We start from the raw sequence: 26,894 nt of genomic DNA, 5'->3' as shown, positions 1-26,894 counted from the left end.
ATGATCATTCTGTTTCTTGTTCTGATTGTGTTAGCCTGTGTGGCACTGGGTTTTGTTGTTTTGATTCAGAACCCCAAAGGCGGCGGTCTCTCTGCCAATGTGGGTGGCTTAACCAACAATTTCATGGGCGTAAAGCAAACCACCGATGTTTTGGAAAAAGGTACCTGGATCTTTGCCAGCATCATTGCAGTTCTGGCACTGGTTTCAAGCCTGTTTCTCAAAGGCGGTTCCAGCGTTGATAATTCTGTTTTACAAAAAGTAAACACAACCACCAGCCAGCCCGCTCCCAAACCCGCTGTTCCGGTGAATACTACAACAGCAGCTACGCCCGATACCGGCAAGAAATAAGTATAAAAAAAGTATTCCCAAAACCCTGCCTGTACTACAGACAGGGTTTTTTATTTAATTTGATGATATGAAACGCATCATTGGCTGGATATTCCTCTTTTTTGTAGTAGTTATTACGCTTGCTGCCTGGCTACTGTTTGGCAGTACCACTGCTTTTGATGAGAAAAGCCGCTATTTTATCATCAGAGAAGGACAAACACATAAAGAGGCTGTTTTAAAGATTCTGCTGGAAGAAAAAATAGTATCCCGTACAACCGGTTTACAAATAATCGGTTCATTTACTACTGTATGGCCCAAACTGAAAATGGGAAAATATGAGGTAAAGAAAGGACAGTCGGCTTTTTCCATTGCCCGTATGCTGCGCAATGGCAGACAGGCCGAACTGAAACTGGTGATTAATAAACTGCGAACAAAAGCCGACCTCGCTAAACTGATTGGTAAACAGTTTGCCACCGACTCAGCTACTGTCATGGCTTTTCTTTCTTCCAATGATTCTTTACAGCAACTCGAAACCGATACCACACGCCTGTTTACCCGAATTATTCCTGATACCTATATTTTTTACTGGAACACCCCACTGGTTAAAATGATGCGTAAACTGAAAGATAACAGTGAGCAGTTCTGGCAAAAAAATAACCGGCTGGCAAAGGCCAAGGCAAAAGGACTTTCACAGACCGATGCTTATATCCTGGCTTCCATTGTTGAGGAAGAAACCAATTTCGACAGCGATAAGTATAAAATTGCCAGCGTTTACCTAAACAGGCTGAAGAAAGAAATGCCCTTGCAGGCCTGTCCTACTATTAAATACGCCATGCAGGATTTTACCATCACACGTATTTATGAGAAGTATCTCAGCAACCCCTCCCCCTATAATACGTACCGTAGAAAAGGACTCCCCCCTGGCCCAATCTGTACACCCTCACCAAAAACACTGGATATTATACTGGAAGCACCTGTAACCGACTATCTTTTCTTTGTAGCCAAAAGCGATTTCAGCGGTTACCATCATTTCAGTGCCACTTATGAAGAACATGATAAGTATGCAAAAGAATACCAGAAACAATTAGATATTTATATGGCCCATAAAAAATAACCATTCATTTTGATCAAACTGCAACGGCTTATTATTTCATGGAAACCCATTGCTTTTGTAATACGCAAAAGCAAGACCCTACATGTTCCGGGGTTCCAGGGCTTACCGTTGTTTGATGTGGTAGTTTTCTTTTTTAAGCAGATCAATAAAGTGGGATTAAATGAAAGAGCGGCAGCCATTTCATTTAACCTGATCATGGCCTTACCTGCGGCACTGTTATTTCTATTCTCACTCATTCCTTATTTTCCGGAAGCAATGCATGTCGACAAACAAATACTCAGTTTGTTTAAAGACATTACGCCTGATACAAAAACTTATCGGTTCCTAAGCAATATTGTACAGGGGCTGATGGAAAAACATGTTGGTATTTTCTCATTCGGTTTTCTACTCCTGATATTTTATGCATCAAATGCGATGATTGGCATCATCCGTACATTCGACAGATCTATACAGCAGCAAAAAGGATTTATCTTTCACCAACGTTGGAGAGCCATACAGATGACCGCTATTTTAATTTTACTGGTCATCGGTTCATCACTGATACTCATCGGACAGCAACAATTATCTGCTTTGATGAACAGTCTTTTCAAAATAGGCGATGCAACACGCGATAAGCTCTTGCCATTATGGAATGCGCTACGATGGCTGGTTATTATCGGGTTGGTTTTTTATGGTATTGCGCTTACTTACCGCTATGGCCCATCGGTTACAAAGCGCTGGAAGCTTGTTTCACCTGGATCACTGCTGGCTACATTTCTCACACTGGCCACCACATTGGTATTTTCATATTGGGTAAGCTTATTTGCCAGCTCAAGTTATAATCGCATTTATGGATCTATTGGAACCGTGCTGATTCTGATGCTGCTTATGTACATTAATTCGTTAATTTTATTGATAGGATTTGAATTAAACGTAAGTATTACTTACCTTACGAAAGAGGCTGAATTACGCCAGCAAAAAGAAGCTGCTCAACCTGCCTGATCCTGTATACTGCACCTGCTGAAGAACCATACTAGCTCAACCAGATAGGATTTTATCTGTTATCATTAATAAAACATACACTTATGAAAAAAATGCTTTTTTCGGCACTGTTGCTGGGCATGATGGTAGTTACCCATGCGCAATCCATTGCCGTTGGTGCCAACCTGCCAATGGGTGATGTTAAACTGAAGGATGTATCAGGAAAAGAATTATCCATTAAGGATGCCATGCAAAAAAATGGCGTACTCGTGATGTTTTCCTGCAACACCTGTCCATATGTAGTGAAGAACCAGCAAAGAACCCTGGATATCGCAGCCTATGCCAAACAAAATAATATTGGCATCATACTGCTTAACTCGAATGAAGGCTCCAGAGATGATGCTGATTCGTATGCAGCCATGAAAGAATATGCTAAAAACCAGCAATACAACTTTCCATACGTGGTTGATGAGGATTCTAAACTGGCCAATGCTTTTGGTGCTACACGCACACCTGAGCTTTTCTTATTTGACGCAAATGGCAAGTTACAATATAAAGGTGCTATCGATGATAACCCATCAGATGCAGGTAGTGTAAAAAGAGTGCATGCCAGAGAAGCCATCACAGAACTGGTAAATGGCAAGTCAGTTTCCCTGAAAGAAAGCCGTTCGGTTGGCTGTTCAATTAAACGAAGTTAATCCCCCCATACATAAAAAAGCGTGGTAGTTTTTAAAATTACCACGCTTTTTTTATGGAAATGACCGACACCAGCATCTTTTTTATAACCAAACCTCTGTTTTATGAGACCTCTATTCATTATCATCATGCTGGTATTGATTGCTTATGCTATTGCACAAGGCATCAATTATGGAAGTATAAAAGGTATTGTATTAGGCACCTGCAGCCTGATTGCATTGGTTTATGCTATCTACTTAACCCATAAGCTGGACAAGCAGGCAAAAGAAAGTGAAAATGAGTACCAGTAGCTTACTGCGCGGTTAAGGCTTTTAATTCCATCAGTAAACGCTGTTCGGGTAATTGCTGGGCATAAAATTTCCGGTAGCCCTTCTTTTTGTTTACCATCAAGGTAACCGGAATAGCACCATCCCATTGTTTGTCAATTTTCGGACAGAAGTCATCCGCATTGGTTTCATCCAGCCATACAATGGAAGAGGTATAATTATTCTTTTTTGCGAAGGCTGCAATCCCTTTTGGATAGTCATCTGCAAAATCGAGACTTACCAATAATAATTTCACCTTCTGGTCACTGAAGGCGGCTACTGATTTCTCAAACCAGGGAATTTCCTTGATACAAGGCGCGCACCAGCTGGCCCAGAAATTTACCACCAATGGCACCGATGTGGTATCAATGATCTTTATGAGTTCATTGATCTTTACTTTTCTGATCTGAGGAACCTGTGCCTGCGTTTGATAGAAAACGAACAGTAAAAGTGCCAATGCTATTATCTTCTTCATATTTTCAAATTAGTGGTGACACTTTTCTAACCTTTCTCCGGACTGAAGCCCGGAGAAAGGTTAGAAATTAATCTAATTCTTTAAAGCCCCATTCCGTCAATAGTTGATCCTGTCTTTCGGCCGGCATTGAAATGCGATCATAATGCCCTGCCAGTTTCTTCTGACGGCTTGCTTCGTAAATACTTACAGCACAGGCCACAGAAATGTTCAGACTCTGGATAATCCCCATTTGCGGGATGATAAAATTACCATCAGACAAAACCCTGATTTCATCACTAACACCCGCATGTTCGTTACCAAATACCAGCGCGATACTCTCTGTAAAATCGATATCGTATAAACTAACCGCGTCAGATGAAAGATGGGTCGTTAAAATTTTACTGTAATGCTTTCTCAGGTCTGCAAAACACAGCTGCGCATCTTCATACTGATGCACCGTTAACCATTTGGCAGCGCTACTACTACTCTTGGCCCCGAATTTCTGGTGCCGCGGGATCTTTGTGTTGAGAATATAGATGTCCTGTATACCCACCGCATCACAGGTACGCATAACGGCCGATATATTGTGTGGATCCTGTACATTTTCCATAACAACAGCTAAATCCGCCTGTCTGTTATGTAAAACGCGTAATAGCTTCTCTCTTCTTTCCGGTGTCATACCCCGAAAATCGGTACTAAACGAGACATAAACAAATGAAACAGAGGAACAGAGAAATAGAAGAATAACCAACTTCGAAATTCTATATTGGATATTTCTCTGTTCCTCTGTTTCTATCACCACCTTCTGCGATCATGGCCTCGTCTTTCCCAACGGTCATCATCTCGGTCATGGCCTCTTCTTTTGTCAACAATTACTACCGGGGGTCTGTATGCCATATACTGACGGCCGTATCTTTCACGGTAATAATTCGGACGGATAAAAGGATTTGGATCATTGATCACTATTTTCTGACCTCGATAGAGATCAAAACCTCTGTAAGCACGGGGCAAATCATTCACATAAATCCAGTTACCTCTATCGAGGTACACAAACCTGCGTTGGGGGATATTGTAATACACATCAATTTCAGGAAAATAATAGAAATCACCTGCATAGTTACCGGGAAGTCCCCAGGCTGGTCGCTGACCGATATTCACATTGAGGTTTACCCTTACCTGTGCATCGGGTGTGTTGATAATGAATATAGAAAGCAGGATTGTAATGGGTAAAATTTTCTTTTTCATGATGAATGGTTTTATACTTTGTATAAGCCAAACGCAATGCCAGAAAAAGAAAGAACTGTTATAAAAAAGTGAATTCCCATAACCACCTTCCATTCTCCCTGCGAGAAACATTTTGAATTAGTAGTTTACGAAAATGCGTAACGGTTTTTTGCAGGGAGAAAGGGAGAAGGAAAGATTTAATACTATGAATCAGGAGAGTCGAATACCTAATCCAGGATTTCCCGATAAGGTAATATGTCCATCGTTATATTGAAGTCCCGTAGCAATATCTTCGGCCAGTAACAAAGGGCCATCCATATCAACATAATCCAGTTGCGGCAGAAATTGTGCAATGGCTGCAGAACCGATGGTAGATTCATTCATACTACCCATCATAACTTTTAAACCCAGCGTTCGTGCTTCCTGAATCATTCGCAACGCAGGTGTCATACCACTGCATTTAGTTAATTTAATATTGATACCATGAAAATGACCGGCACATTTTTTAACATCATGCTCTGATACACATGACTCATCCGCATACAGGGGCAATGCAGACTTTTCATAGAGTATTTTCATCCCCTCCCAGTTATCTTTTGCTAAGGGCTGTTCAATAAACTCTACACCCAGTGTAGCCAATTGCGGAATTTTACTCAATGCTTCCTCAATAGTCCAACCGGCATTGGCATCAATTCTGAAAGTAGCATCTGTGTACTGTCGTAAGGCTTCTATAATCGCAATATCCTGTGGTGTACCCAGCTTAATTTTATATACCGGCCACGGATGAGCTTTCATTTTATTGATCATAATATCGATGGTATCGATGCCAATCGTGTAATCAGTTACAGGTGTATTTTCCCATTGGGTTTCCCATAACTGATAAACCGGTTTCCCTTTCATTTTTCCGAATAGATCCCAGCAGGCCATATCCAGTGCGCAAACCAAAAATGGATTATTGGGAATCAGGTGATGCAGGTAATGCCAGTAACGTTCCGGCTCTGTAAGGGCAAACTTTTCAATCATCTTACGGTACTTCTCCAGATCAGCCATCATCTCTTCCACCGTAATATTGTAATAGGTAATAGCGGGTGCTTCCCCAAACCCCATAAAAGGTCCTAATTCAAGCGCCACTATTAAAGATGGCTGGTGTGTTTTGGTTCTACCGTTTGATATTGTAAAAGGATATTGAAAAGGCAGATTAACAGCCCGGTAACTCAGCTTCAAGGGAATTGTTTTTGGAAGCGTAAAGATAGAGGAAGAATGTCAGATGGCAGATGTCAGATATCAGATTTTACATCTGCTATCTGACATCACTTAGTTATTTCCTGTTCCTTATTTCTAATTTTCTCAGCTTCTTCCGCTTGCTTCAATATATCCTTTTAACTCATTGGTAAAAGACACTTCTTTCATTAGTTCTTCCATACTCAGGTGCATACGGTAGCGCCAGTAGTGTTTGGGATTGGCAGGTATATTGATTCTTTCCTGATTGGGATCTTCTCTACGCAAAGCAGCATTCATACCTAATAAATCCTGTAACTGAAACACAGCCCACATAGCCGGTGAATACAAATGTTGCAATACAATAGCCTGATTGATCCAGGCTTCACAATACGCAGGTGCTTCACCCCATTGACCGAGTTCATGGTTATAAAACTGTTGAATCCGTTCACGGTCTTCTTCCCACCAGCCACGTATAGTACTCATATCATGTGTGGAAGGTGTTACCACACTCAGGTAAGGTGCATCATTGGGATGAAAGAAATCTTTTTTCGGATCTTTCGGCATCCTTTGTATTTCGAGACTTAACAAACCCAGTTGTTTCATTACATCGGGCACACAATCGGGTACCATACCCAGGTCTTCTCCACAGATCAGCATATTGGTTACCCGCTTTAATGCAGGTAATTTTTGTAAGGCTTCCTGTTTCCAGAATTCATCCTGACGACGATAGAAATAATCAACATACAAATCTTTCAGCAAACCCTGCACATGTGTGTCTAAGTAGCGATAAGAAGAAGTATTCTCTATACCGATACGGAAATGAAAATGCTCATGATCGTTTTCTGCGGCAGGAAACAGTATCACATTACTGATCAGGTTATACAGTCCCTTCTTTACTTTTTCATGTTGTTCGTCTTGTTCCAGTGTATGAAAATGAGTTTCTACCTTTCTTTGCGTGGCAAACGAAGGCTTTAGGGTATAATGACCAAAACCATCATAATCCAGAAACTCTTTTTTCACCAATTCATTATCGTATCCGAACAGTTCCCATAAAATATTGTCATTGATAAAGGGTTTGGTAAACCGGTGATGATCGAAAGAAATACCTCTCTGCTGAAATTCATTGATATGAACCGGAATGGCCGGCACAAAACGACCGAGTATACCTTCTACCGCATCCATGGGAATACTCCATATGCGGAAGAATCCAAGGATATGATCAATACGGAATGCATCGAAATAGTAACCCATCTGCTCAAAACGCTGTTTCCACCATGCAAAGCCATCGGCCTGCATCTGTTGCCAGTTATAGGTAGGAAAGCCCCAGTTCTGACCCGCTACTGCAAAATCATCCGGTGGAGCACCTGCCTGTGCATCCATATGATACAATTCAGGATGCTGCCATGCATCAGCTCCATGGCGGTAAACTCCGATGGCAATATCTCCTTTCACTATAATACCATGATCGTGTGCATAGGCAGTGGCTTCTTTTAATTGTACATGGAGTTGGTATTGTACATAATAATGAAGCGCTATCTCCGTATGGGCAGCCGATTCTCTGGCTGTTAAAAAGTCTATTTCCTGCTGGTTAAAATGTCTGTATGCCGGCCATTGGTTAAAATCAACCGTACCATACTGATCTCGGAGGTAACAGAAAGCAGCGTATGATTGTAACCAGTGTTTATTCTGCTCAAAGTATTCCTGAAATCCGGCTGATGAAAGTGTATCCTGTCCTTTTGCTGTATATATTTTCTGTATCAGCTTCGTTTTAAAACCAATCACAGCTTCATAATCAATTTCGGGCAGTGCGTTTAATTTTGCTTTTTCTACATTGATTTGTTTCTGCAATTTCACATCATCTTTTACCAATGCATCCAGGTTCAGGTAAAGCGGGTGTAATGCAAAAGCTGAAATAGCAGCATAGGGATAAGAATCTGTCCAGCTATGTGTGGCTGTAGTGTCGTTGACAGGCAATAACTGAATCATCTTCAACCCGGCTTTAACAGCCCAGTCTACCATTTTTTTGAGATCCGTAAACTCGCCAACGCCTAAACCATGTTCGGTTCTGATACTGAATACAGGAATCGCAACACCTGCTCCTTTCCATACATTATTGGGTAATACCGCAAAACCGTCATTTACCATCATGAGCTTATCTTTTACAGATGCTTCATGCAGGATACGGTTATTGCCATCTTCATACCTAACCAATCGTTGTGCGATAGTATCGTAGACTCCATATTTATAGGCTATCGGAAAATTTTCTTTACTCAGGTTCAATTCAATCCGATAAAAATCACTGCCATCATCTTTACTCATCAGCAATGGGTCGCTACTATCCCAGTATCCAAATGTATTACCGCTACCTAACACACAAACTGTTTGTCCTTTCTGTAACAAAGGGGTTTTTACACTGAGTATATGTGAAACAGATGTTACCTTCTTTGTTTTTACATGTATTGCGTTAGAGCGAAGCAATACTTTCGTAAACGGCTCCGTATAAAAAGCATTTTCAAAATACCCTGCATAGTTCCATGTATCGATAATATGCAGTTCAGTTACTTTCAGCGATTTCGGATCAAATGATTTATCATTACCCCAATCGTGCTGTATACTTCCATCGGCATTTCTTAACAAATAATGGTAGGTAACCGGCCCTGTGCAATCTGCCGTTTCAAATGGAACAGTTAATACCCAATATTCTTCATTAAAGTACTGCATGGGTACGGCCTGTTCAGGTTGGCCATTACCCAGTAAAGGGTGATCGCCAAGAATCAGCAGGTCCTGTCCGAAACTGGTATGAAAGCGTAATTGAAAAGTGATATGTTTAACACCTGTGACCGCCTTCACTGCCGACTTTTTAGCAGCGGGCGGGGTCTTCACCTTTTTTTTTGCAGCGGTATTCTTTTTCTTTGTTACCACTTCAGGTACAGACACAGGTTGGCCTTTTTTGGGAGCAATCGTTTTCTTGGTCGTAGCCACTTGAGCAGTTTTAGAAGTCACAAAGTAATTATTTAATGTGTAAATACAACACAATAGTTTCCAAACAGGGAGGCAAAACTAAGTTAGTTGGCTGATTTTATGAGATCGGAAGCTTTTTCGGCAATCATAATGGTAGCCGCATTGGTATTTCCTGCCACAATAATGGGCATAACAGAAGCGTCAACCACCCTCAAGGCTTTGATACCATGTACCCTGAGTTGGCTATCGGTTACGGCCAATGAATCTTCCCCCATTTTACAGGTGCCTACCGGGTGGTACAAGGTTTCTAAACTTCTGTTGATATGTGCATGCAGCGAAGATTCATTATCTGGTTCTGCGGGTAACACCATTCCGTTTTCAAAATAAGCATCCAGGGCATGACTACGCATCAGACCGATCGCTTTTTGAAGTCCGGCCAGTAACATAGAACGATCAGCTGGTTCTGCCAACACATTGGGATTGATGAGCGGATAATCTTTCGGATTAGCCGATTTTAATCCGATAGCCCCCCTGCTTTGTGGTTTTAACAATATGGCCATGACCCCTACCCCGTTTTTTCGGGGAAAAGTTTTCAGGTCATAAATATCCGTGCTGTAATCATCCGCAATACCGACCGGTGCAAAATGGAACTGAATATCGGGACGTGATGATTGGTTATCGAGCGACACAAATGCATTAGCCTCAATCGGACTATTCGACAGCGGCCCTTTTTTCATGAGCAATTGCTGCAGGAGGGCCATCCCCATATTCCAGGGAGCTAATAAATGATTGGCTGTAGGGATGATGGTATGGGCACCTGTACCTACCCATACATGATCCTGAAGGTTTTTACCAACACCAGTCAATGGATGAATCACATTAATACCAGCTCTGCCCAATTCAACAGGATCACCAATACCAGATAGCATCAGTATTTGTGGCGATTGTATAGTACCTGCCGATACAATTACTTCTTTGTTACAATTAATACGTTCGGATCCATGATTACCTATCATAACTTCAACACCTACCGCCCTGCCATTTTCAATCAGTATGGATTTTACCTGACTTCCCGTTCTTATAGTAAGATTGGAACGTTTCATCACCGGCTTGAGAAAAGCAGTGGCGGCACTATGCCTTCTGTTGTTTTTAATGGTAAACTGAAGCAGTGATGCCCCAAGTTGTTCCGCCCCGTTATAATCATCGTTTCTGGGAATACCTGATTCCATACAGGCTTGTATAAACACTTCTGAAAGCGGATGTGGTTGTTTAGATTGGGTAATATTCAATTCCCCGTTCCAACCATGATAATCACCGCCAAACTGTTCGTTGTGTTCTGATTTTTTGAAATAAGGTAAGACTTCCTCAAACGACCATCCTTTATTTCCCAGTGCGGCCCACTCATCATAGTCGGCCCTGTTACCACGAACGTAAGCCATAGCATTGGTAGCACTGCTACCTCCTAAAGTTTTACCACGGGGTATAAACAGTTTCCGGTTATCAATGGCTTTCTGTGGCGTGCTCCAGAAGGCCCAGTCAACTTCCGACCGGTGCAGCTTACCATAACCACCGGGAATATGTATTTCCATTTTTTTATCGGGCCCACCCGCTTCTAACAAAAGTACTTTACACTGATTGTCTTCCGATAAACGGTTAGCCAGTACACAGCCGGCAGAACCTGCACCAATTATAATGTAGTCGAACGACATACTAAATACTTTACAGTTAGTTCCCAGGATCAACTCCCGAAATACGATGAACTAAATATAAGAGAATTTATTAAGTGACGAAATCTCTGATAGATTAGTTATTGAATCCTTTATACCAATCCGTTTATATAACCAAATCTTTCAAGGTCAGCCGTGCTTTTAGCCAGATGAGCTACGCCGTCTTTCAAAACATAAAGACGATCAGAGATATCGGTTACCTGATGATACAGGTGATCTGTTATGAAAAATCCTTTTGTCAGTTTTTCCTTTTGTATCAACACTTTCAAAACCTCCACCTGCATGGGTGTTACATGAGAAAACGGTTCATCGAGCATTGAAAATATTGATTGTGCTTTTATGATAAGGTATACTTCTAGCAGCCGGCGCTCTCCGCCAGATAGTTTTCCAATACGGGAATGATAAACAGATTGAAACGCAGGAAACAGGGCTTCAAAATCATCGTAATTCAATCTGAAATCAGAAAACACTTGTTTTACAGATAAAAATGAGGGTATGAAATTGAACTGTGGTAAATAAGTTAAAAGATCCGGACGTTTAAAAGCCTGCAGAATAGAGGTTCCATTAATGCGTACTGATTTATTCAATGCAGGTAAATTTCCATATATGACATTCATCAGTGAACTTTTACCAGTTCCGTTTCTTCCCAGAATAGCAGTTATGCTCCCAGTTTCACATCGTATATAAATGTCCGACAATATTTTCCTTGACCCGAACGACAACAGAATACCATCGGCTTCCAGTTTTTGGCTCATTTCATTTTATGAATTACGATGAGGGAAATAATGAAAATCAAAAAATCAAAGCCCAGAGATACCGTCCAAAGTTTCTGTTTGGAAATGCCCAGATTCTGGTAGTAATAAAATTCTTTTGCTTTGTAGGTATTGACAAAGTAATACAGCAAACATGTAGCAGCTATTTTAAACCAGAAAATAGCCATAAAACTTTCGATACCATTTTTCCAGAACACAGTGATGCAAATTGCTGTCATTAGAAGTGATGCAAACAAAAAACTACGATAAAAAGTAAATATGAGCCGCATACCGGGATAGAACGGATAATGAGATACACTAAGATAAAAAGTAGTATCTTTATAGATAGTTAATTTTAGCCATTAGCCATTAGCCATTAGCCATTAGCCATTTCTTATTTCTTATTCCTTATTCCTTATTCCTTATTTCTTATTTTCCTCTTCCTTCTTCCCCACCAGATTAAAAAACCGGTAACAGGAAGACTGGCGCATATCAGGCTGGCAGAGAAAGCAAGTATTTTTCCGGGCATACCACCAATGGCTCCTACATGGATATCATAGTTGGCAGCATAGATACGCTCTCCGAAATTTTTATCTTTTACAGTTGTTGTTATTTCGGTGGTCGTAAAACGGTCAAAATACCGGAACTGTCTTTTGTAATAGGTTTTTCTTTCCGGATTATAGGTAACCATAATGGCATCTGCATTTTTTTGAGGCAGGCTTATTTGCAGCATCCCTTGTATAGGGGTATAATCTCTTATCACTTTTACCCATACCTGATCTTCCGGTGCTTTCAGTGAATCCGTAAGAAGAACAGTGGTATCTGACAAGGGGCGTTGATTAGGTTCAAAATTTTTGCCACCACTTACTACATAAAAATATCCTTTCTTAAACCATTCAAAACCATAAACCATACCCGTAACCGCTATCACAAAAGCAACCACCAATACATAAAAACCCAGTACATTATGCAGATCATAATTCACTCTTTTAAAACTTGCTTTTCGGTTGATGGTAAAACTTTTTTTTCTATTAGCCTTGTTCCATCTTTTCGGCCACCACATGATAATACCACTAATCAGCAGGAATACAAAAATGAGTACAATGATATTGACTACAGGTTTTCCGATAGCTGGTGGTAGCCATAAATAGAAATGACCTTTTAATACCTGTCGAAAAAAATCACGTTCAAGTATTTTTTCTTTCAATACCTCTCCCGTGTATGGATTGAGATATAAATAAGTAAACCCCTGTGGCTTTTTGGTATAGGTAACGGCAGCAGCTTCACCGGGCACACCGTACTGCACGCCGGCAGCAGGCACACCCGATTGCTTTTCTGCGATGCCCCTTAGTTGCGAAGGCAATAAGTAAGGTTGTTTTTTGATAGCAACAAACCGATAGGGTTCTGTGTAGTCACGGATATCTCTTTCAAAAACATAGATACAACCGGTGATGCTGATGATGACTATAAAAAATCCCACCACAATACCCAACCATAAATGTAACCAGTCATTGATTTTCAGGAACAGGGTTTTACCGTTTGCCATTTGTTTACCATTTAAATGAAACGTTCAGAGAAAATCTTCTTGGCATCTGTGGTTCAACCGTTGTCCAGCCACTCCAGAATTGCTGATTGGCAAGATTATCAAGTTTCAATCCAATTCTGAAAGCCGGCTGTTCATAAAAGAGAGTAGCATTCATCACTGTATAGGATGGCAGTGTAAAAGCACCGGTTACCTGGGTATTGGTGATCACATTTTCTGATGCATAATTACCACCAAAGCCAGCACCCAGACCATTCCATTTTCCTTTTCCTGTCCGGTAACTTAACCAGAGATTTGCGAGGTGTTTGGGGCCTGCCGTTACGGGTCGCAGGTTCAGTATATTTTTATCGGTCTGCTCATTAATGGCGTCATTGTAACTGTAACCGGCTACCAGGTTACAACCTTCGAAAAGATTGGCAACTATATCTGCCTCAAATCCCTTGCTACGGATATTACCATCCTGTACACTGAAACCCACCAATACAGGGTGTGGTCTTGTTACATTGTTTACGAGAATATTATAATAGGTAAGCGTACCGGTAATTTTACCTCCCAGCACTTCTGTTTTAATACCTCCCTCCCACTGATTGGCCTGCTGGGGTTTGAATATGCTGACATTGCCATCTGGTTGTGTAAGGGGTGCTACATTGGAGAAGCCATTCATGTAATTTACAAATACACTCATATGCTGAGGTATCAGTTCATAGGTAGCACCGAGTTTTGGGGAAAAAGCGGTTTGTGCAAAATTGCCTGTGGTTGTATTGGTACGCTGATTGTAAGTACCACGATTATCAAAACGATCTAATCTTAAAGATGCCATTACATGGAAAAGTGGTGTGATATCCAGCATATCTGAAATATAGGCACTGTATGTATTTACCAGTGTCTGGTTTTTAGTGGTGACACCTCCGGCTAATTTTTGATCAACGGCAGCTCTGTTCAGATTTGCATAGCGGGCATCGTTACGTTTATAGTTTACCGTATCAAATGTGATATAAGGCATATTGGCATTGTTACCGAGATTGCTCAAAAAATCGATGCCGATCACTACACGGTTACGAAGCTTGCCGATATTGAAATCACCTATAAAATTCTGTTGGATATCAGTAAGGGTATTATATGCATTTTGATTGGTGATAAGTCTTGCCAGAGAAGTATCGCCAGGTAGTATACTCAGGTAAGAATAATAGCCAACCGACTGTCTGTTACTTCTCGATAACAATGTTTGTGATACCCAACCTTTACCCAGTTTATATCGAATGGCGGCATCGATATTTACCAGCGGATTTTTTATGGTAAGGTCATTACTGGTATACGATCGTGAATAATCGATACCCATATCCTGCGGACGGAATACTTTTAAGGCAGTGGTACGTGTGAGAAATAACATTTCTGCATTGGTTTGTTCGCTGGACATAACACCCACATTAAGGTCAAAACTCAGTTTATCATTCACGTTATAGGTAAGAGATGGGGCTATAAAAAAGCTTTTTCGAAAGCCTGCATCCTGCCAGCTGTTTTCATAATGATACGCTGCATTGGTGCGTAATAACAATTTGCCCTCTTTATCCAATGGTGTATTGATATCAGCGGTAAGTCTTGTTAACCCATAGGAACCGCCGGTGTAACTGATTTCCCCTCTGGTTCCTGCCTGTGCTTTTTTAGTAACCACATTAATCAATCCACCAAAAGAAACCAGGCTACTGCCAAATAAAGTACCCGATGGTCCTTTAATCACTTCAATACGCTCAATATTAGCGGGGTCGGGTGAGCCATTGGTAGCCCCGGCTACCCCATTTACCACGCGTGCCTGAACAGAAAATCCACGAAGGCTGTAATAACCACCCCCATCACTTGCCCGGCCGGTGGAAGTCCATAATTTATTGACTCCAGGTGCATTTTTCAATGCATCATCAAAATGAACTATGACCTGTTCTTTCATCAATGCAGCGCCCACTACACTATATACTTGTGGATTCTCCAGGTTCTTTAATGGCATTCTTGCCACCATCTCAGTTTGCCTGTTACCAAAGCGTATTCCTGATTTTACGAGTACTTCTTCCAGTTGTTGGGCACTTGCTTCCAGTTGAGCAGAAAGTGTGGTTTCTTTATCTGCTATAACTGTTATCTTTTTTACCTGGTTTTCATAACCCAGCAATGAAATCTCAATACTATATTCACCCGGTAAAAGATTCATAAAAACAAACACACCATTTTCATCGGTAATCGCTGTTTTATGAACTGTATTTATTTTTGCTATAACACCTGCTGCTCCACTACCTTCTTTGGTTGTTATGGTACCGCGTACAGATCCTTTTCCATATTCATTTTCATTTGCCCATGTTGCCTGCACAAGTAAAAGCAGGAACCCTAACATACATCCGATTCTTTTCATACTGATTGTTTGATTTGCGGGCAAAATTGTGTGTGCAGATTTTAGTAATGCTTCTCTATCGGGAAATCTGTTTACGAGAAAAGAAAACTGACTTTGTAGTGACAATACAGATAAGAAACAAAAATCCTGCTTCATATTTCTTATTCCCTTCGACTACCCTTCGATTACGCTCAGGGCAGGCCATGTTTCCTATTTCTTATCCTCACTACCCTGAATATTTTTTACATTCAGTATTCTAAACTCTTTATTCATGATTCATTCATCCTTTTCCTCTTATCTTTACAAAAACTAACAATTGTTCGTATGACTGATATGGCATTTAACCGCAATGAAGACTGGATGAAACTTTCACTTGGCCAGGTACAGCAGCATTTTGATAAGATTAAGCTGGGCGGCGGGAAAAAGTCGATTGAAAAACAGAAAGAAAGAAAAAAACTCACCGCCCGTGAGCGGATTGCTTATTTGTGTGATAAAGACCAACCATTTATTGAAATTGGCGCCTTCGCGGGTTTTGAAATGTATGAAGCTGAAGGAGGTTGTCCGGCAGGTGGTACTGTAGCGGGCATTGGTTATATCAGTGGAAGACAAGCCGTTATTGTTGCGAATGACCAGACGGTAAAAGCGGGTGCATGGTTTCCCATCACCGGAAAGAAAAACCTGCGGATGCAGGAGATTGCCATGGAGAATAAATTACCCGTCATTTATCTGGTAGACAGTGCGGGTGTTTTTCTGCCTATGCAGGATGAAATATTTCCTGATAAAGAACATTTTGGCCGCATCTTCCGCAACAATGCCAGGATGAGCGCCATGGGTATTACACAGATTGCAGCCGTTATGGGGGCCTGTGTGGCAGGTGGTGCTTATTTACCCATTATGAGCGATGAAACACTGATGGTGGAAGGCAATGGCAGTATCTTTCTGGCAGGTGCTTATCTGGTGAAAGCAGCCATCGGTGAAGACATAGATAACGAAACCCTGGGTGGTGCTGTTACCCATACAGAAATCAGTGGCATTGCCGATTATAAATTTAAAACAGAAGAAGACTGTCTGGATCATATCAAAAAACTGATGTCGAAATTAGGTGCACAACCCAAAGCCGGGTTTGACAGGATAGCACCACTTGACCCGAAGAAAAATCCGGATGAATTATACGGCATTATTCCTGAAGGCAACCTGAAGCCGTATGATATGCTGGATATTATCGAACGGATTGTTGATAACAGTGAGTTTGAGCAATTCAAACAGGATTATGGCAAAACCATTCTTTGTGGATATGCACGCATTGATGGTTGGGCCGTTGGTATTGTTGCCAATCAGCGACTGATCTGCAAAAACAAAAAGGGTGAAATGCAGATTGGCGGTGTTATCTATAATGACAGTGCCGATAAAGCAGCCCGCTTTATCATGAACTGTAACCAGAAAAAAATTCCACTGGTTTTTCTGCAAGATGTGACAGGCTTTATGGTTGGTAGCAGAAGTGAACACAGTGGCATTATTAAAGATGGAGCCAAGCTTGTGAATGCAGTAGCCAATTCTGTAGTACCCAAGATTACCATCATTGTAGGCAATAGTTATGGTGCGGGTAATTATGCCATGTGTGGCAAAGCTTATGATCCACGTTTTATTTATGCATGGCCCTCTGCCAAAATTGCCGTAATGGGTGGTGAGCAGGCTGCTAAAACACTTGCCCAGATTCAGGTAGCAGGTATGAAAGCGCAGGGAAAAGAAGTAGACAAAGTGCTGGAACAACAACTGCTTACTGAAATCAAGGGCAGATACGAAAAACAAACAACCCCTTATTATGCTGCAGCAAGGCTATGGGTTGACGGAATCATTGATCCGATAGAAACCAGAAGAGTCATTGCAGAAAGTATTCATGCAGCCAATCACCAGCCTGAAATGAACAGTTTCAGCACTGGTGTTTTTCAGGTATAGCAGTCTTCTGCTTGGTAGGTAGATGAATTATGAACAACGGTATCATTTGTTTGTCTGAATCCGTTTACTTTGTCGTTTAATCATTTTTCACATGAACCCCTATCCTATTTATACTGTTGATGCTTTTACAGATCATGTTTTTGGCGGTAATCCCGCAGCGGTTTGTCCGCTCGAAACCTGGTTATCTACCGAAACCATGCAACAATTGGCGAATGAAAACAATTTATCGGAGACTGCTTTTTTTGTGAAACGTTCCGATGGCGATTATGATATCCGCTGGTTTACACCTGAACTGGAAATAGACCTGGCTGGTCACCCAACTTTGGCAACAGCTTATGTTTTGTTTCATGAACTGGCTTATCCAACAGATGAAATACGTTTTCATAGCAAGAGTGGTTTACTCACGGTGACCAGAAAAGGCGAACTTATGGAAATGAATTTTCCTGCACGTATGCCTGTAGCCTGTGATATACCGGCTCATTTACTGGAAGGATTCAGCATCAAACCCCGCGAGGTATTGCGCTCACGTGATTATTTCCTGGTTTACGAATCGGAAGAAGAGGTTTTGAATGCAGTACCGGATTTTGTAGAACTGAATCAGGTGGAAACGCTGGGCATTATTATCACCGCCAAAGGAAAGGAAGCTGATTTTGTATCCCGTTTTTTTGTTCCCAATTCAGTTATCGGCGAAGATCCTGTTACCGGATCCGCACACGCTACACTGATTCCATACTGGGCCAACGCACTTCAAAAAGATAATCTGAAAGCCCTGCAGCTTTCCAAACGCAGGGGCGATTTATGGTGTGGCATGCAGGGCGACCGCGTAACGATTGCGGGCAAAGCTGTATTATACATGAAAGGATCATATTATATTCAATGAGCGAACAACAGGGGCATCAACTGATCATTTATACTGATGGTTCTGCCAGAGGCAACCCAGGTCCGGGCGGTTATGGCATTGTATTATTATGGGGCAATAAGAAAAAAGAACTATCAGCCGGCTATCGGTTTACCACCAATAACCGAATGGAACTCATGGGTGTAATTATTGCGCTGGAATCGCTAACCAAAAAAAATATAGCCGTTACTATCTACACAGACAGCCAGTATATTGTAAACTCGGTTGAAAAAAAATGGCTGGATAACTGGATCAGAACAGATTTTAAAGGTGGTAAAAAAAACAAAGATCTCTGGTTAAGATATAAAGCCATTGCCATTCATTTCAAAATCAGATTTATCTGGGTAAAAGGCCATGCCGACAATCCATGGAATAACCGTTGCGATGAACTGGCTACTGCGGCAGCAGATGGACGGGATTTATTAATTGATGAGGCGTTTGAGAGAGAGCATTTGTCCGCCTAACACGGATGAAAATTTGTCCGCCTTAGGCGGATGAAAATGAGTTTAATTTATACGCTGCTAACAAATAGTTTTATAGTTCATCATAAAGTGATTTTAACTGTCTTTCCCTCTGGGAAAGCAGTCCTACATTTACAAATTTCCAAATTTTCAAATTAATGAATTCGCTTTCTTCCTGGAGTGGTGGCAAAGACAGTTGCTTTGCTTTGATGAAGGCAAAAGAAGCCGGTATGCAGCCGGCTGTGTTATTGAATGTAATGAATGAGTCGGGTAAGATTTCACGTAGTCATGGCATACCGGAGTCTATTTTGCAGGCACAGGCCAAAGCTGCGGGAATACCCATTCATCTGATCAGCAGTAGCTGGCAGGCGTATGAAAAAAATTTTATTGATGCACTCAGTTCTTTAAAAGAACAGTATCAGTTAACAGATGCTGTATTTGGCGATATTGATCTACAGGCCCATAGAGACTGGGAGGAAAAAGTGTGCACGAGTGTAGGGCTTCGGGCATATTTACCTTTATGGCTGGAGGATAGAAGAAAGCTGGTTTTTGAAATGCTGGATGCCGGCATAAAAACCATGATCGTTAGTTGCAACGCTGTAATGGGCCCCTCTTTTCTCGGCAAAACCATTACACCTGAACTGGTAGACGAGTTGGAATCATTGGGTATCGATGCCTGTGGTGAGAATGGTGAATTTCATACATTGGTATACGATTGCCCATTATTTATACATCCCTTACAAATAGCTGTAACACGTGAACTTGAACATGATAACTACTGGTTCTCGGAACTGGTACTGGTATAAAAGAAAAAGGTTTGTCTATCCGACAAACCTTTTTCTTTATGTGTTGAACGGGTATTATTTTACCAGCTCTTTTTTGGTATTGTTTTGTTGTAAGAGGTAATAGCCACCAAACAATATTGCTGAGAACACAACGGTTGCGATCAGGCTATTTCCATAAAAAGGAATGGCATCTGCATAACACTGTAATAAGCCATCAAAAGTTTTAGGACGATTTAATCCACCGCCGCCTGACCAAACCATAAAATTGGAAACCAGGAAGAAAGTGGTTGGTGATGCCATAGAGGCTGCCAGTACCTGAACAGGCTTTCCACTTTTCAGGAAGAATCCGAAAAATGTTAATGAGGTAAACAGCAGGTAATTCTTCCACTGACCTGTATAAAAACCCTGTATTTCAGTAAGCCCATTGATATAGAGTGCCTGGTACAATAAGTCTGAGAGAAACATGGAAATCAGGGGTATAGCAAAGGCCCATTTCTTATCTTTTACAAATAAAGCCCCGGCGAAGAGTGCAATGGCAAACTGTGGGGCAAAACCCCAGGGTCTGTTAGGCATAGCACGGTATACAGCACTAAGAAAAACGGTCAATACAAGCGAAATAACAAGCGAACGATTCAATTTCATTGTGGAAGATTTCAGGGACAAAAATAAGTCTTCTGGAGAAAGTTACCGTTTCAATTTTCCTCATATTGTGAATAAGCACTATTCACAGGAACAAATGCCTTACACAGCTGTGTCTTACCAGAAGTTCTGAATTGATAAGCATTGTCGGGGAATACAATAAATGCCTCCCCTTTCTTTCTCACTATTTCATTATTTATGATGACCCCTCCTTCCAGTACCATCCATATTTCAGGCCCGATGGCTTTGTCTTCAAATAAAGCTCCTTCCTTCAGGTGAAGGGAAGCCAATGCGAAATCAGGTACAGGAAAATGAAAAATGGTTTCGCCATCCTTTAAAGGCGTTCCTTTTACAATCTGAGGGGTAACAGGTTCAAAACGCATATTGGCCAATAATTCAGGCACATCGATATACTTGGGTGTTAGTCCACCACGCAGCACATTATCACTATTCGACATCAACTCAATGTTTTGTCCTTCCAGATACGCATGCGGGATACCTGCTTTTTGAAATATGGCTTCCCCGGGTTGCAACTGAGCTATATTGAATAAATAAATAGAGAATACGCCTCTGTCGATGTCGCCAATTGGATTTTCGTTATGATAATATTTGGCCACCCACCATCCGGGGTCATTTTTGGTGAGCAATCCTTCTTTTTTTCTTCTGACTTCTCTTTTAACAAGCGGCATTAAAAGATTGGTAACCGACAGTTGATCCATTTCCATGATAAAGCTGTACAAAGATGCCAGCCCTTCTCTTTTAAACAGAGGCAATAGAACCTGGAATTCGCTTGTTTCAGCCAATATGGATTCGATTTGCACCTCTTGTTTAAATCCATGTAAAAGCCAAAACTCACTGATTGCCAGCATTACTTCTGGCTTATGATTTTTGTCTTTATAATTACGGTTAAAAGCATTCCTTGCAATACCCAATTGATCTTCCCGTGCATAACCCGCTTCGGCAACTGCTTTTTCCGGGTGTACCTGTATAGATAACATCTGGTTTACATCCATGATTTTTAGGAGGTAAGGGAGTTCTCCGAACTGTTTGTAGACGGAAGAAGACAATGCTTTTTCGGGATATTGCCCCATAAAAGTATCCAGCAAAACAGGTTCATTGCCATTCAAAACAGTGGCCACCCCAAGCGGATGCACCCCGAGCCAATATTCAGCAAAAGGGCGCTTTTCTTCATTATTTATCCCCAGAAGTGACGGCAAATAGCTAAAGCCGCCCCATTCGTAGTGTTGAACTTTACCTTGTAGCGGATAAATAGTATAGGATGGGGTCATTTCAATTACCTGGTTCATTTTTTAAATAACGTTGAAATCTGTCAAAATCATATTCCCCTAACCAATTTTTAACGAAACTATGCAACCAACCAACCAGCAAACAGGCCAGCAGGGCGAAGAAATGGCAGCCAGCTTTCTCGTTGCCAAAGGATATACCATTACTGAAAGAAACTGGCGCTTCCGGCACTGGGAAGTGGATATTATTGCTTTCAAAGACCGAAAACTTCATTTCATTGAAGTGAAAACGCGGACTTCTCATCGTTTTGGCAAACCCGAAGAAAGTATATCACGTGAAAAAATGAAACATATGAGAAATGCCGCTGAAGAGTACCAATACCTTCATCCGGAATGGAAATACATTCAGTTCGATGTGATTGCCGTAACAATAGCAGATCATGAGGCCAAAGAAATTTTCCTCATTGAAGACGTATATTTCTGATCGCATCTTTTAACTTCTCGATACAACTATATTTTTATAACTTTAATGTCTAAACATTAAATATTGAATACTTCTGCCTTTTCTTCACTGATTTCCCGTACTAAACAAACCGTAAGAATGCCGGCTTTATTTGTTGGTCACGGCAGTCCTATGAATGCCATCGAATACAATGAATTTGCCAGAGGCTGGAAAAACATAACGGAAAAGATCCCAACTCCATCCGCCATTTTATGCATTTCTGCGCACTGGGAAACTCGAGGCACTTATGTAACAGCGATGGAAAAACCAAGGACAATTCATGATTTTTATGGCTTCCCAAAAGCTTTGTTTGATGTTGAATATCCTGCACCGGGAAGCCCCTCACTTGCCCAAAGCACCATTGAAGCCATACAGTCTGAAAAGGTTCAGCCCGACCGGCAATGGGGTCTGGATCATGGCTGCTGGAGCATTTTACATCATATGTACCCCGATGCTTCGGCACCTGTGGTGCAACTCAGCATGAACCAGTTACAAAAACCTGAATGGCATTATGCGTTAGCAAAAGAATTATCTGTTTTACGGAACAAAGGTGTATTGATTGTTGGCAGCGGTAATATGGTACATAACCTGGGCGTTATGAACTGGCGAAGTCCTGAACAAGGTTACGATTGGGCCATTGAAGCCAATGAACACTTTAAGCATCTGATCGTAGAGGGTAATCACCACCAACTTACAGCTTACCAGCAATTGGGCGCAGCAGTTCAACAGTCTGTACCCACACCGGAACATTTTCTTCCCCTACTTTATTTACTGGGATTACAAGAAGAAAATGACCAGCTTCAGTTTTTTAATGATAAAACCATCTTTGGTTCGATTTCCATGACTTCTGTTATGATAGGCTAAGAGCTCAGGATAGCTGTTGCATCATCTTTTCTACCATCTTAAAAGTGGCAGGGCAATAGGATACGTTTTGCTGGTGAACGTGAATATAATCAGTCATTTTTTTCTTCTTCAAGTGCGGGAAACCAGCACAGTCTGCAGGGCGCACTTCATAGATCGCACACATATTCGTGGTAAGATTCAAAAACTGACAGGGTTGTTTGGTATTCATCCAATCTCCATCCTCTTCATCGAAATAGAGCCATTTTTCCTTAAACTCCTTCGGTGTCATACTGAAATGTGTCGCTATGCGTTTAATATCACTATTGGTAAACGTAGGGCTCATGGTTTTACAGCAGTTTGCACAGGATAGACAATCGACTTCCTTCCACACTTCTGCATCAATGGTTTCTGCTATTTTATCTAAATGCCTTGGGGGATTTTTTTCAATCTTGCCTAAGAATTTTTTAAATGCTTTCTGATGATGTCTTACTTTCTGTTTGAACGAACGAAGGTTTACTGGCTCCATGTACAACGATAATGATGATTTCTGTTTGCAATATCGGTGAGCAACTGCGTTATGCCAAATCATTTTATGCAAACTGCCAGGTTTCTTTATTTATCCCGATTATTGTCAGGGAATATAAGCTATGAACTATGTGCTGCGGGCCTTGATGAAAGTTCATTTTCAGGCTATCTGCTACTTTATAGTAAATCCCGGTGCTTCCGGATTATTTTATGTGCTATACAGATTAAAAGAAATACTTTACATGGATAGGTAGGTTTTAACGGGCCATAGTGATTTATGCATGCTTTATGTGTAATGCCCCTACTAATCTCTATTTTTACGTAACGAAAGCCAGCTATATGTTCATTAGTTCCACATTTTCAAATTTCCAAATTTTTAAATGCTAAGATTCTCATGTGGGACGCTTATAAAAAAGGATTCAAAGCTTTTCTTCGTCTTGAGAAATCATTAAGTGATTTGTCGGTAGAAGCTTATTTGCGGGATGTTGATAAACTTACACAGTTTCTCGGAAAAGAGGAAGGCTCGCGCCCACCAGCTGACATCACTTTAAAAGACCTGCAGGGTTTTGTAAAATGGATTGGGGAACTGGGCATGACTGCTACTTCGCAGGCCAGGATTATTTCGGGTATCAGGAGTTTTTATAAATACCTTCTGACAGAGCAGATGGTTACCGTAGATCCGACTGCTTTACTGGAGACCCCAAAAACAAAAAGAGCTTTACCAGATGTATTGAGTTTCGAAGAAATTGAAAACATCATTGGTCAGATCGACCAGAGTAAACCCGAAGGTGGCCGCAACAAAGCCATTCTTGAAACCATGTACAGCTGTGGACTGAGGGTTAGTGAAGTGATTGGTTTAAAAATTTCCTGCCTTTACCTCGATGTTGGTTTTATACGGGTGATTGGTAAGGGTGACAAAGAAAGACTGGTACCCATTGGCTCTGATGCTGTGAAGTTTATTAAGTTATACAAAGACAATATCAGGGTTCACCAGCCGATGGTAAATGGCTTTGAGGATATTCTTTTTCTGAATGCCAGGGGTAAAGGATTGTCAAGGGTGATGATTTTTTATATCATCCGGGACCTCGCCAAAAAAGCTGGTATTGCTAAAAATATTTCTCCGCATACTTTCCGCCATTCTTTTGCTACGCATCTGGTAGAAGGCGGTGCTGATTTACGTGCTGTTCAGGAAATGCTGGGGCATGAAAGTATTACCACGACAGAGATCTACACCCACCTGGATCGTGATTTTCTGCGGAACACTTTACAACAATTTCATCCTGCATTTAAAAAATAAGTCTGACCTGTTTTACCAGACCAGACTCCCTCATTTTACTTATTCGAAAACACCATTATTTGTCTGTGTTTTTTGCAACGCTATTTGCTGTGCTTTTTCGACCAACTGAATAAACTCCCTTCTATAACCTTCTTTATCTGTACCCAAAGCAGATTTTGCCAGGGCCAGCGTTTGATCAAAGTCTGCACTACCCTTATAGGCAGATCCGCGCAGGGTTAATCCGAAAGAAGCCACCGCAGCTGCAAACCGAAGATTGTTGGAAGCCTGAGCGAATTTTACAGGTGCATTTTTTACCACTTCTGTTATTAATTTACTTTGTTCGCCATCGGGCTCCTTGTACCTGAGCTTTATGGTAACGCGTTCATCAGTATTTGCGTAATTTTTTTCAGGCTGTTTTTGTGAATCTTTGTGCTGGTATTTAAGAGGATCTACAGATACATGTGCAGGAATTTCAGCATCCGGAGGTACCAACTCATAGATCGCTGTTACGGTATGTCCGCTTCCCATATCACCCGCATCCTTCTGGTCATTATTAAAATCTTCTTTAGCCAGCATACGGTTTTCATAACCAATAAGCCGGTAGCCTTTGACATGCCTTGGATTAAACTCTATCTGTAGTTTTACATCTTTTGCTATGGTATAGAGTGTTCCTCCAAATTCACTGATCAATACTTTTTTGGCTTCAGCAATACCATCAATATAAGCATGGTTGCCATTACCCTTATCTGCCAGCTTTTGCATTTTAGCATCCTGGTAATTACCCATACCATAACCCAGTACCGTTAAAAAAATGCCGGATCTTCTTTCCTGCTCAATCATGGTTTCCAAAGCCGCATCACTTGTTTGTCCTACATTAAAATCGCCATCGGTACAAAGTATCACCCGGTTATTTCCTTTCTCTTTGTATTGTTCCCTGGCTACTTTATAGGCCAGCTGAATACCCGCCCCCCCCGCTGTAGCCCCCCCCGCTTCCAACCTGTCGATCACTTCTTTTATTTTGGTGCGATATTCCCCACTCGTGGCAGGCAATACCAGTCCAACACTACCTGCATAGGTAACAATGGATACTTTGTCTTTAGGTCTTAACTGATCAGCCAATAGTTTCAGTGAAGCTTTAACCAATGGTAATTTGTTTTCTGCATACATACTACCACTCACATCTATCAGAAAAACAAGATTAGATGCCGGCAAATCGGTTAGATCAATCTGCTTACCCTGTAAACCCACCAGCATCAGCTGGTGCTTTTTGTTCCATGGGCAATCTGTAATTTCTGTATTGACACTGAAGGGCTGGTTTTCTTTGGGTTGCGGATATTGATAAGAAAAGTAGTTGATCATTTCTTCGATTCGTACTGCTCCAGCAGGTGGCAACTGATTATTTTGAATAAATCGCCTGAGATTACTGTAAGATGCAGCATCCACATCAATGGAGAAGGTAGATAAAGGCTGTTCTGTAACGGATTGAAATGTATTTTCGGTTATGGCATCATAGCCTTCCCGGTTAAAATTCTTTTCATGATCATGCATTCTTCTTTTTGGGTCGTGCCATTCATCTTTGAATGGCTTACCGTTCCCCTTTACTACCGTTACCCCAGCAACTGTACCCTGTAATTGCTGAGAAATATTTGAAGCGCTATACTGATGAACAGATGAGGGTATAACAACAGATCCGGTCATATCCATTTTCCTTTGTTTGGCATATGCTGTAACCACTACTTCTGTTAATGCTTTCGAATCGGCCTTGAGTACCACCAAAATAATTTGCGATTGAGTAACTTTCAGTTTCTGTTCCTTAAATCCGATAGCCATTACCGTAATTTCGGTTTTTTCTTTATTGACTTTTAACCTGAATTTTCCCTCGGCGTTGGTTTCCGAGACATTCTTTGTATTGGTTTCTATAACACTGGCAGCTACTACCGGCATTCCCTTTTCATCTTTCACTATACCCTGAATAAATATTTCAGCAGGTGTAAAACCCATCACTGCCACTGACAGCAACAGGAAAGCAATCATCAGGTATTTCATAACATTTTTTTTATAGGATGCTTATGTAATTCTGATTACACACGCATCTTAAAAAAAATTA

At 41.2% G+C, this 26,894-nt stretch carries 26 protein-coding genes; 12 read left to right on the top strand and 14 right to left on the bottom strand.

Annotation, left to right across the window (positions count from 1 at the left end):
• The 5 genes from secG to BC659_RS15110 all read left to right on the top strand — a co-directional run bounded on the left by secG (position 1) and on the right by BC659_RS15110 (position 3,387).
• Entirely contained in the window at positions 1 to 348 is a 348-nt protein-coding gene (secG, locus tag BC659_RS15130; protein WP_133475656.1) for a preprotein translocase subunit SecG, read from the top strand.
• Positions 349 to 415: 67 nt separating this feature from the next.
• Positions 416 to 1,441 (top strand): endolytic transglycosylase MltG, encoded by a 1,026-nt coding sequence (mltG, locus tag BC659_RS15125; protein ID WP_133475655.1) that lies wholly within the window; start codon positions 416 to 418, stop codon positions 1,439 to 1,441.
• Positions 1,442 to 1,450: 9 nt separating this feature from the next.
• Positions 1,451 to 2,422: a YihY/virulence factor BrkB family protein gene (locus BC659_RS15120; RefSeq protein WP_162847451.1), complete on the top strand. Its 972-nt coding sequence runs from the start codon at positions 1,451 to 1,453 to the stop codon at positions 2,420 to 2,422.
• 83 nt (positions 2,423 to 2,505) lie between these two features.
• Complete coding sequence (locus BC659_RS15115; RefSeq protein WP_133475653.1) at positions 2,506 to 3,099, top strand: thioredoxin family protein; 594 nt, start codon at positions 2,506 to 2,508, stop codon at positions 3,097 to 3,099.
• A gap of 102 nt (positions 3,100 to 3,201) precedes the next feature.
• On the top strand, positions 3,202 to 3,387 hold the full coding sequence (locus tag BC659_RS15110; RefSeq protein ID WP_133475652.1) for a hypothetical protein: 186 nt from the start codon (positions 3,202 to 3,204) through the stop codon (positions 3,385 to 3,387).
• 1 nt (position 3,388) lies between these two features.
• On the opposite strand, the gene BC659_RS15105 is transcribed toward BC659_RS15110, so the two are convergent.
• The 10 genes from BC659_RS15105 to BC659_RS15065 form a co-directional block, all read right to left on the bottom strand.
• Positions 3,389 to 3,877 carry a TlpA disulfide reductase family protein gene (locus tag BC659_RS15105; protein WP_133475651.1) on the bottom strand — a complete coding sequence of 163 codons (489 nt, stop codon included), beginning with the start codon at positions 3,875 to 3,877 and terminating at the stop codon, positions 3,389 to 3,391.
• A gap of 67 nt (positions 3,878 to 3,944) precedes the next feature.
• Positions 3,945 to 4,535 carry a TrmH family RNA methyltransferase gene (locus BC659_RS15100; RefSeq protein ID WP_133475650.1) on the bottom strand — a complete coding sequence of 197 codons (591 nt, stop codon included), beginning with the start codon at positions 4,533 to 4,535 and terminating at the stop codon, positions 3,945 to 3,947.
• Between the two features lie 116 nt (positions 4,536 to 4,651).
• Positions 4,652 to 5,101 carry a hypothetical protein gene (locus BC659_RS15095; RefSeq protein ID WP_133475649.1) on the bottom strand — a complete coding sequence of 150 codons (450 nt, stop codon included), beginning with the start codon at positions 5,099 to 5,101 and terminating at the stop codon, positions 4,652 to 4,654.
• 189 nt (positions 5,102 to 5,290) lie between these two features.
• Positions 5,291 to 6,304 carry a dipeptide epimerase gene (locus BC659_RS15090; RefSeq protein ID WP_133475648.1) on the bottom strand — a complete coding sequence of 338 codons (1,014 nt, stop codon included), beginning with the start codon at positions 6,302 to 6,304 and terminating at the stop codon, positions 5,291 to 5,293.
• 123 nt (positions 6,305 to 6,427) lie between these two features.
• A complete protein-coding gene (locus BC659_RS15085) occupies positions 6,428 to 9,283 on the bottom strand; it encodes a 4-alpha-glucanotransferase (RefSeq protein WP_246027158.1) in 2,856 nt (951 codons plus the stop codon).
• Between the two features lie 83 nt (positions 9,284 to 9,366).
• Positions 9,367 to 10,971, bottom strand: a complete 1,605-nt coding sequence (locus BC659_RS15080; RefSeq protein WP_133475647.1) for a GMC family oxidoreductase — start codon at positions 10,969 to 10,971, stop codon at positions 9,367 to 9,369.
• 110 nt (positions 10,972 to 11,081) lie between these two features.
• Positions 11,082 to 11,744, bottom strand: coding sequence for an ATP-binding cassette domain-containing protein (locus tag BC659_RS15075; protein WP_133475646.1), 663 nt, complete (start codon positions 11,742 to 11,744; stop codon positions 11,082 to 11,084).
• Complete coding sequence (locus BC659_RS16890) at positions 11,741 to 11,980, bottom strand: hypothetical protein (protein WP_162847450.1); 240 nt, start codon at positions 11,978 to 11,980, stop codon at positions 11,741 to 11,743. The genes BC659_RS15075 and BC659_RS16890 overlap by 4 nt, the downstream gene beginning before the upstream one ends.
• A gap of 176 nt (positions 11,981 to 12,156) precedes the next feature.
• The gene (locus BC659_RS15070) at positions 12,157 to 13,287 is read right to left on the bottom strand and encodes a PepSY-associated TM helix domain-containing protein (protein ID WP_133475645.1); all 1,131 of its coding nucleotides are present in this window, start codon (positions 13,285 to 13,287) and stop codon (positions 12,157 to 12,159) included.
• Between the two features lie 4 nt (positions 13,288 to 13,291).
• Complete coding sequence (locus BC659_RS15065) at positions 13,292 to 15,679, bottom strand: TonB-dependent receptor (protein WP_133475644.1); 2,388 nt, start codon at positions 15,677 to 15,679, stop codon at positions 13,292 to 13,294.
• Positions 15,680 to 15,982: 303 nt separating this feature from the next.
• On the opposite strand from BC659_RS15065, the gene BC659_RS15060 reads away from it, so the two are divergent.
• The 4 genes from BC659_RS15060 (at position 15,983) to BC659_RS15045 (ending at position 19,779) form a co-directional block, all read left to right on the top strand.
• Positions 15,983 to 17,614, top strand: a complete 1,632-nt coding sequence (locus BC659_RS15060; protein WP_133475643.1) for an acyl-CoA carboxylase subunit beta — start codon at positions 15,983 to 15,985, stop codon at positions 17,612 to 17,614.
• Between the two features lie 91 nt (positions 17,615 to 17,705).
• Positions 17,706 to 18,494, top strand: coding sequence for a PhzF family phenazine biosynthesis protein (locus BC659_RS15055; protein WP_133475642.1), 789 nt, complete (start codon positions 17,706 to 17,708; stop codon positions 18,492 to 18,494).
• Positions 18,491 to 18,976, top strand: coding sequence for a ribonuclease HI (gene rnhA / locus BC659_RS15050; RefSeq protein ID WP_133475641.1), 486 nt, complete (start codon positions 18,491 to 18,493; stop codon positions 18,974 to 18,976). The genes BC659_RS15055 and rnhA overlap by 4 nt, the downstream gene beginning before the upstream one ends.
• Positions 18,977 to 19,131: 155 nt before the next feature.
• Positions 19,132 to 19,779, top strand: a complete 648-nt coding sequence (locus tag BC659_RS15045) for a Dph6-related ATP pyrophosphatase (protein ID WP_133475640.1) — start codon at positions 19,132 to 19,134, stop codon at positions 19,777 to 19,779.
• 54 nt (positions 19,780 to 19,833) lie between these two features.
• Here BC659_RS15045 and BC659_RS15040 read toward each other — a convergent pair whose 3' ends face one another.
• Positions 19,834 to 20,400 (bottom strand): DUF6580 family putative transport protein, encoded by a 567-nt coding sequence (locus tag BC659_RS15040; protein WP_133475639.1) that lies wholly within the window; start codon positions 20,398 to 20,400, stop codon positions 19,834 to 19,836.
• A 50-nt stretch (positions 20,401 to 20,450) separates the two neighbouring features.
• Positions 20,451 to 21,704, bottom strand: coding sequence for a mannose-6-phosphate isomerase, class I (gene manA, locus BC659_RS15035; RefSeq protein ID WP_133475638.1), 1,254 nt, complete (start codon positions 21,702 to 21,704; stop codon positions 20,451 to 20,453).
• A gap of 61 nt (positions 21,705 to 21,765) precedes the next feature.
• On the opposite strand from manA, the gene BC659_RS15030 reads away from it, so the two are divergent.
• Entirely contained in the window at positions 21,766 to 22,125 is a 360-nt protein-coding gene (locus BC659_RS15030) for a YraN family protein (RefSeq protein WP_133475637.1), read from the top strand.
• Positions 22,126 to 22,188: 63 nt separating this feature from the next.
• Entirely contained in the window at positions 22,189 to 23,007 is an 819-nt protein-coding gene (ygiD, locus tag BC659_RS15025; protein WP_246027157.1) for a 4,5-DOPA-extradiol-dioxygenase, read from the top strand.
• 4 nt (positions 23,008 to 23,011) lie between these two features.
• On the opposite strand, the gene BC659_RS15020 is transcribed toward ygiD, so the two are convergent.
• A complete protein-coding gene (locus BC659_RS15020) occupies positions 23,012 to 23,512 on the bottom strand; it encodes a YkgJ family cysteine cluster protein (protein WP_162847449.1) in 501 nt (166 codons plus the stop codon).
• 393 nt (positions 23,513 to 23,905) lie between these two features.
• Between BC659_RS15020 and xerD the strand changes: the two genes are divergently transcribed.
• Positions 23,906 to 24,808 carry a site-specific tyrosine recombinase XerD gene (gene xerD / locus BC659_RS15015; protein ID WP_133475635.1) on the top strand — a complete coding sequence of 301 codons (903 nt, stop codon included), beginning with the start codon at positions 23,906 to 23,908 and terminating at the stop codon, positions 24,806 to 24,808.
• A 39-nt stretch (positions 24,809 to 24,847) separates the two neighbouring features.
• Here the strand turns inward: xerD and BC659_RS15010 are convergent, their stop codons facing one another.
• Entirely contained in the window at positions 24,848 to 26,833 is a 1,986-nt protein-coding gene (locus BC659_RS15010) for a vWA domain-containing protein (protein WP_133475634.1), read from the bottom strand.
• Between the last annotated feature and the right edge of the window lie 61 nt (positions 26,834 to 26,894).

It is taken from the genome of Sediminibacterium goheungense, from assembly GCF_004361915.1.
Classification (GTDB): Bacteria; Bacteroidota; Bacteroidia; order Chitinophagales; family Chitinophagaceae; genus Sediminibacterium; species Sediminibacterium goheungense.
The sequence above is the reverse complement of the archived record's forward strand: the minus strand, read 5'-3'. Positions and strand labels throughout refer to the sequence as shown.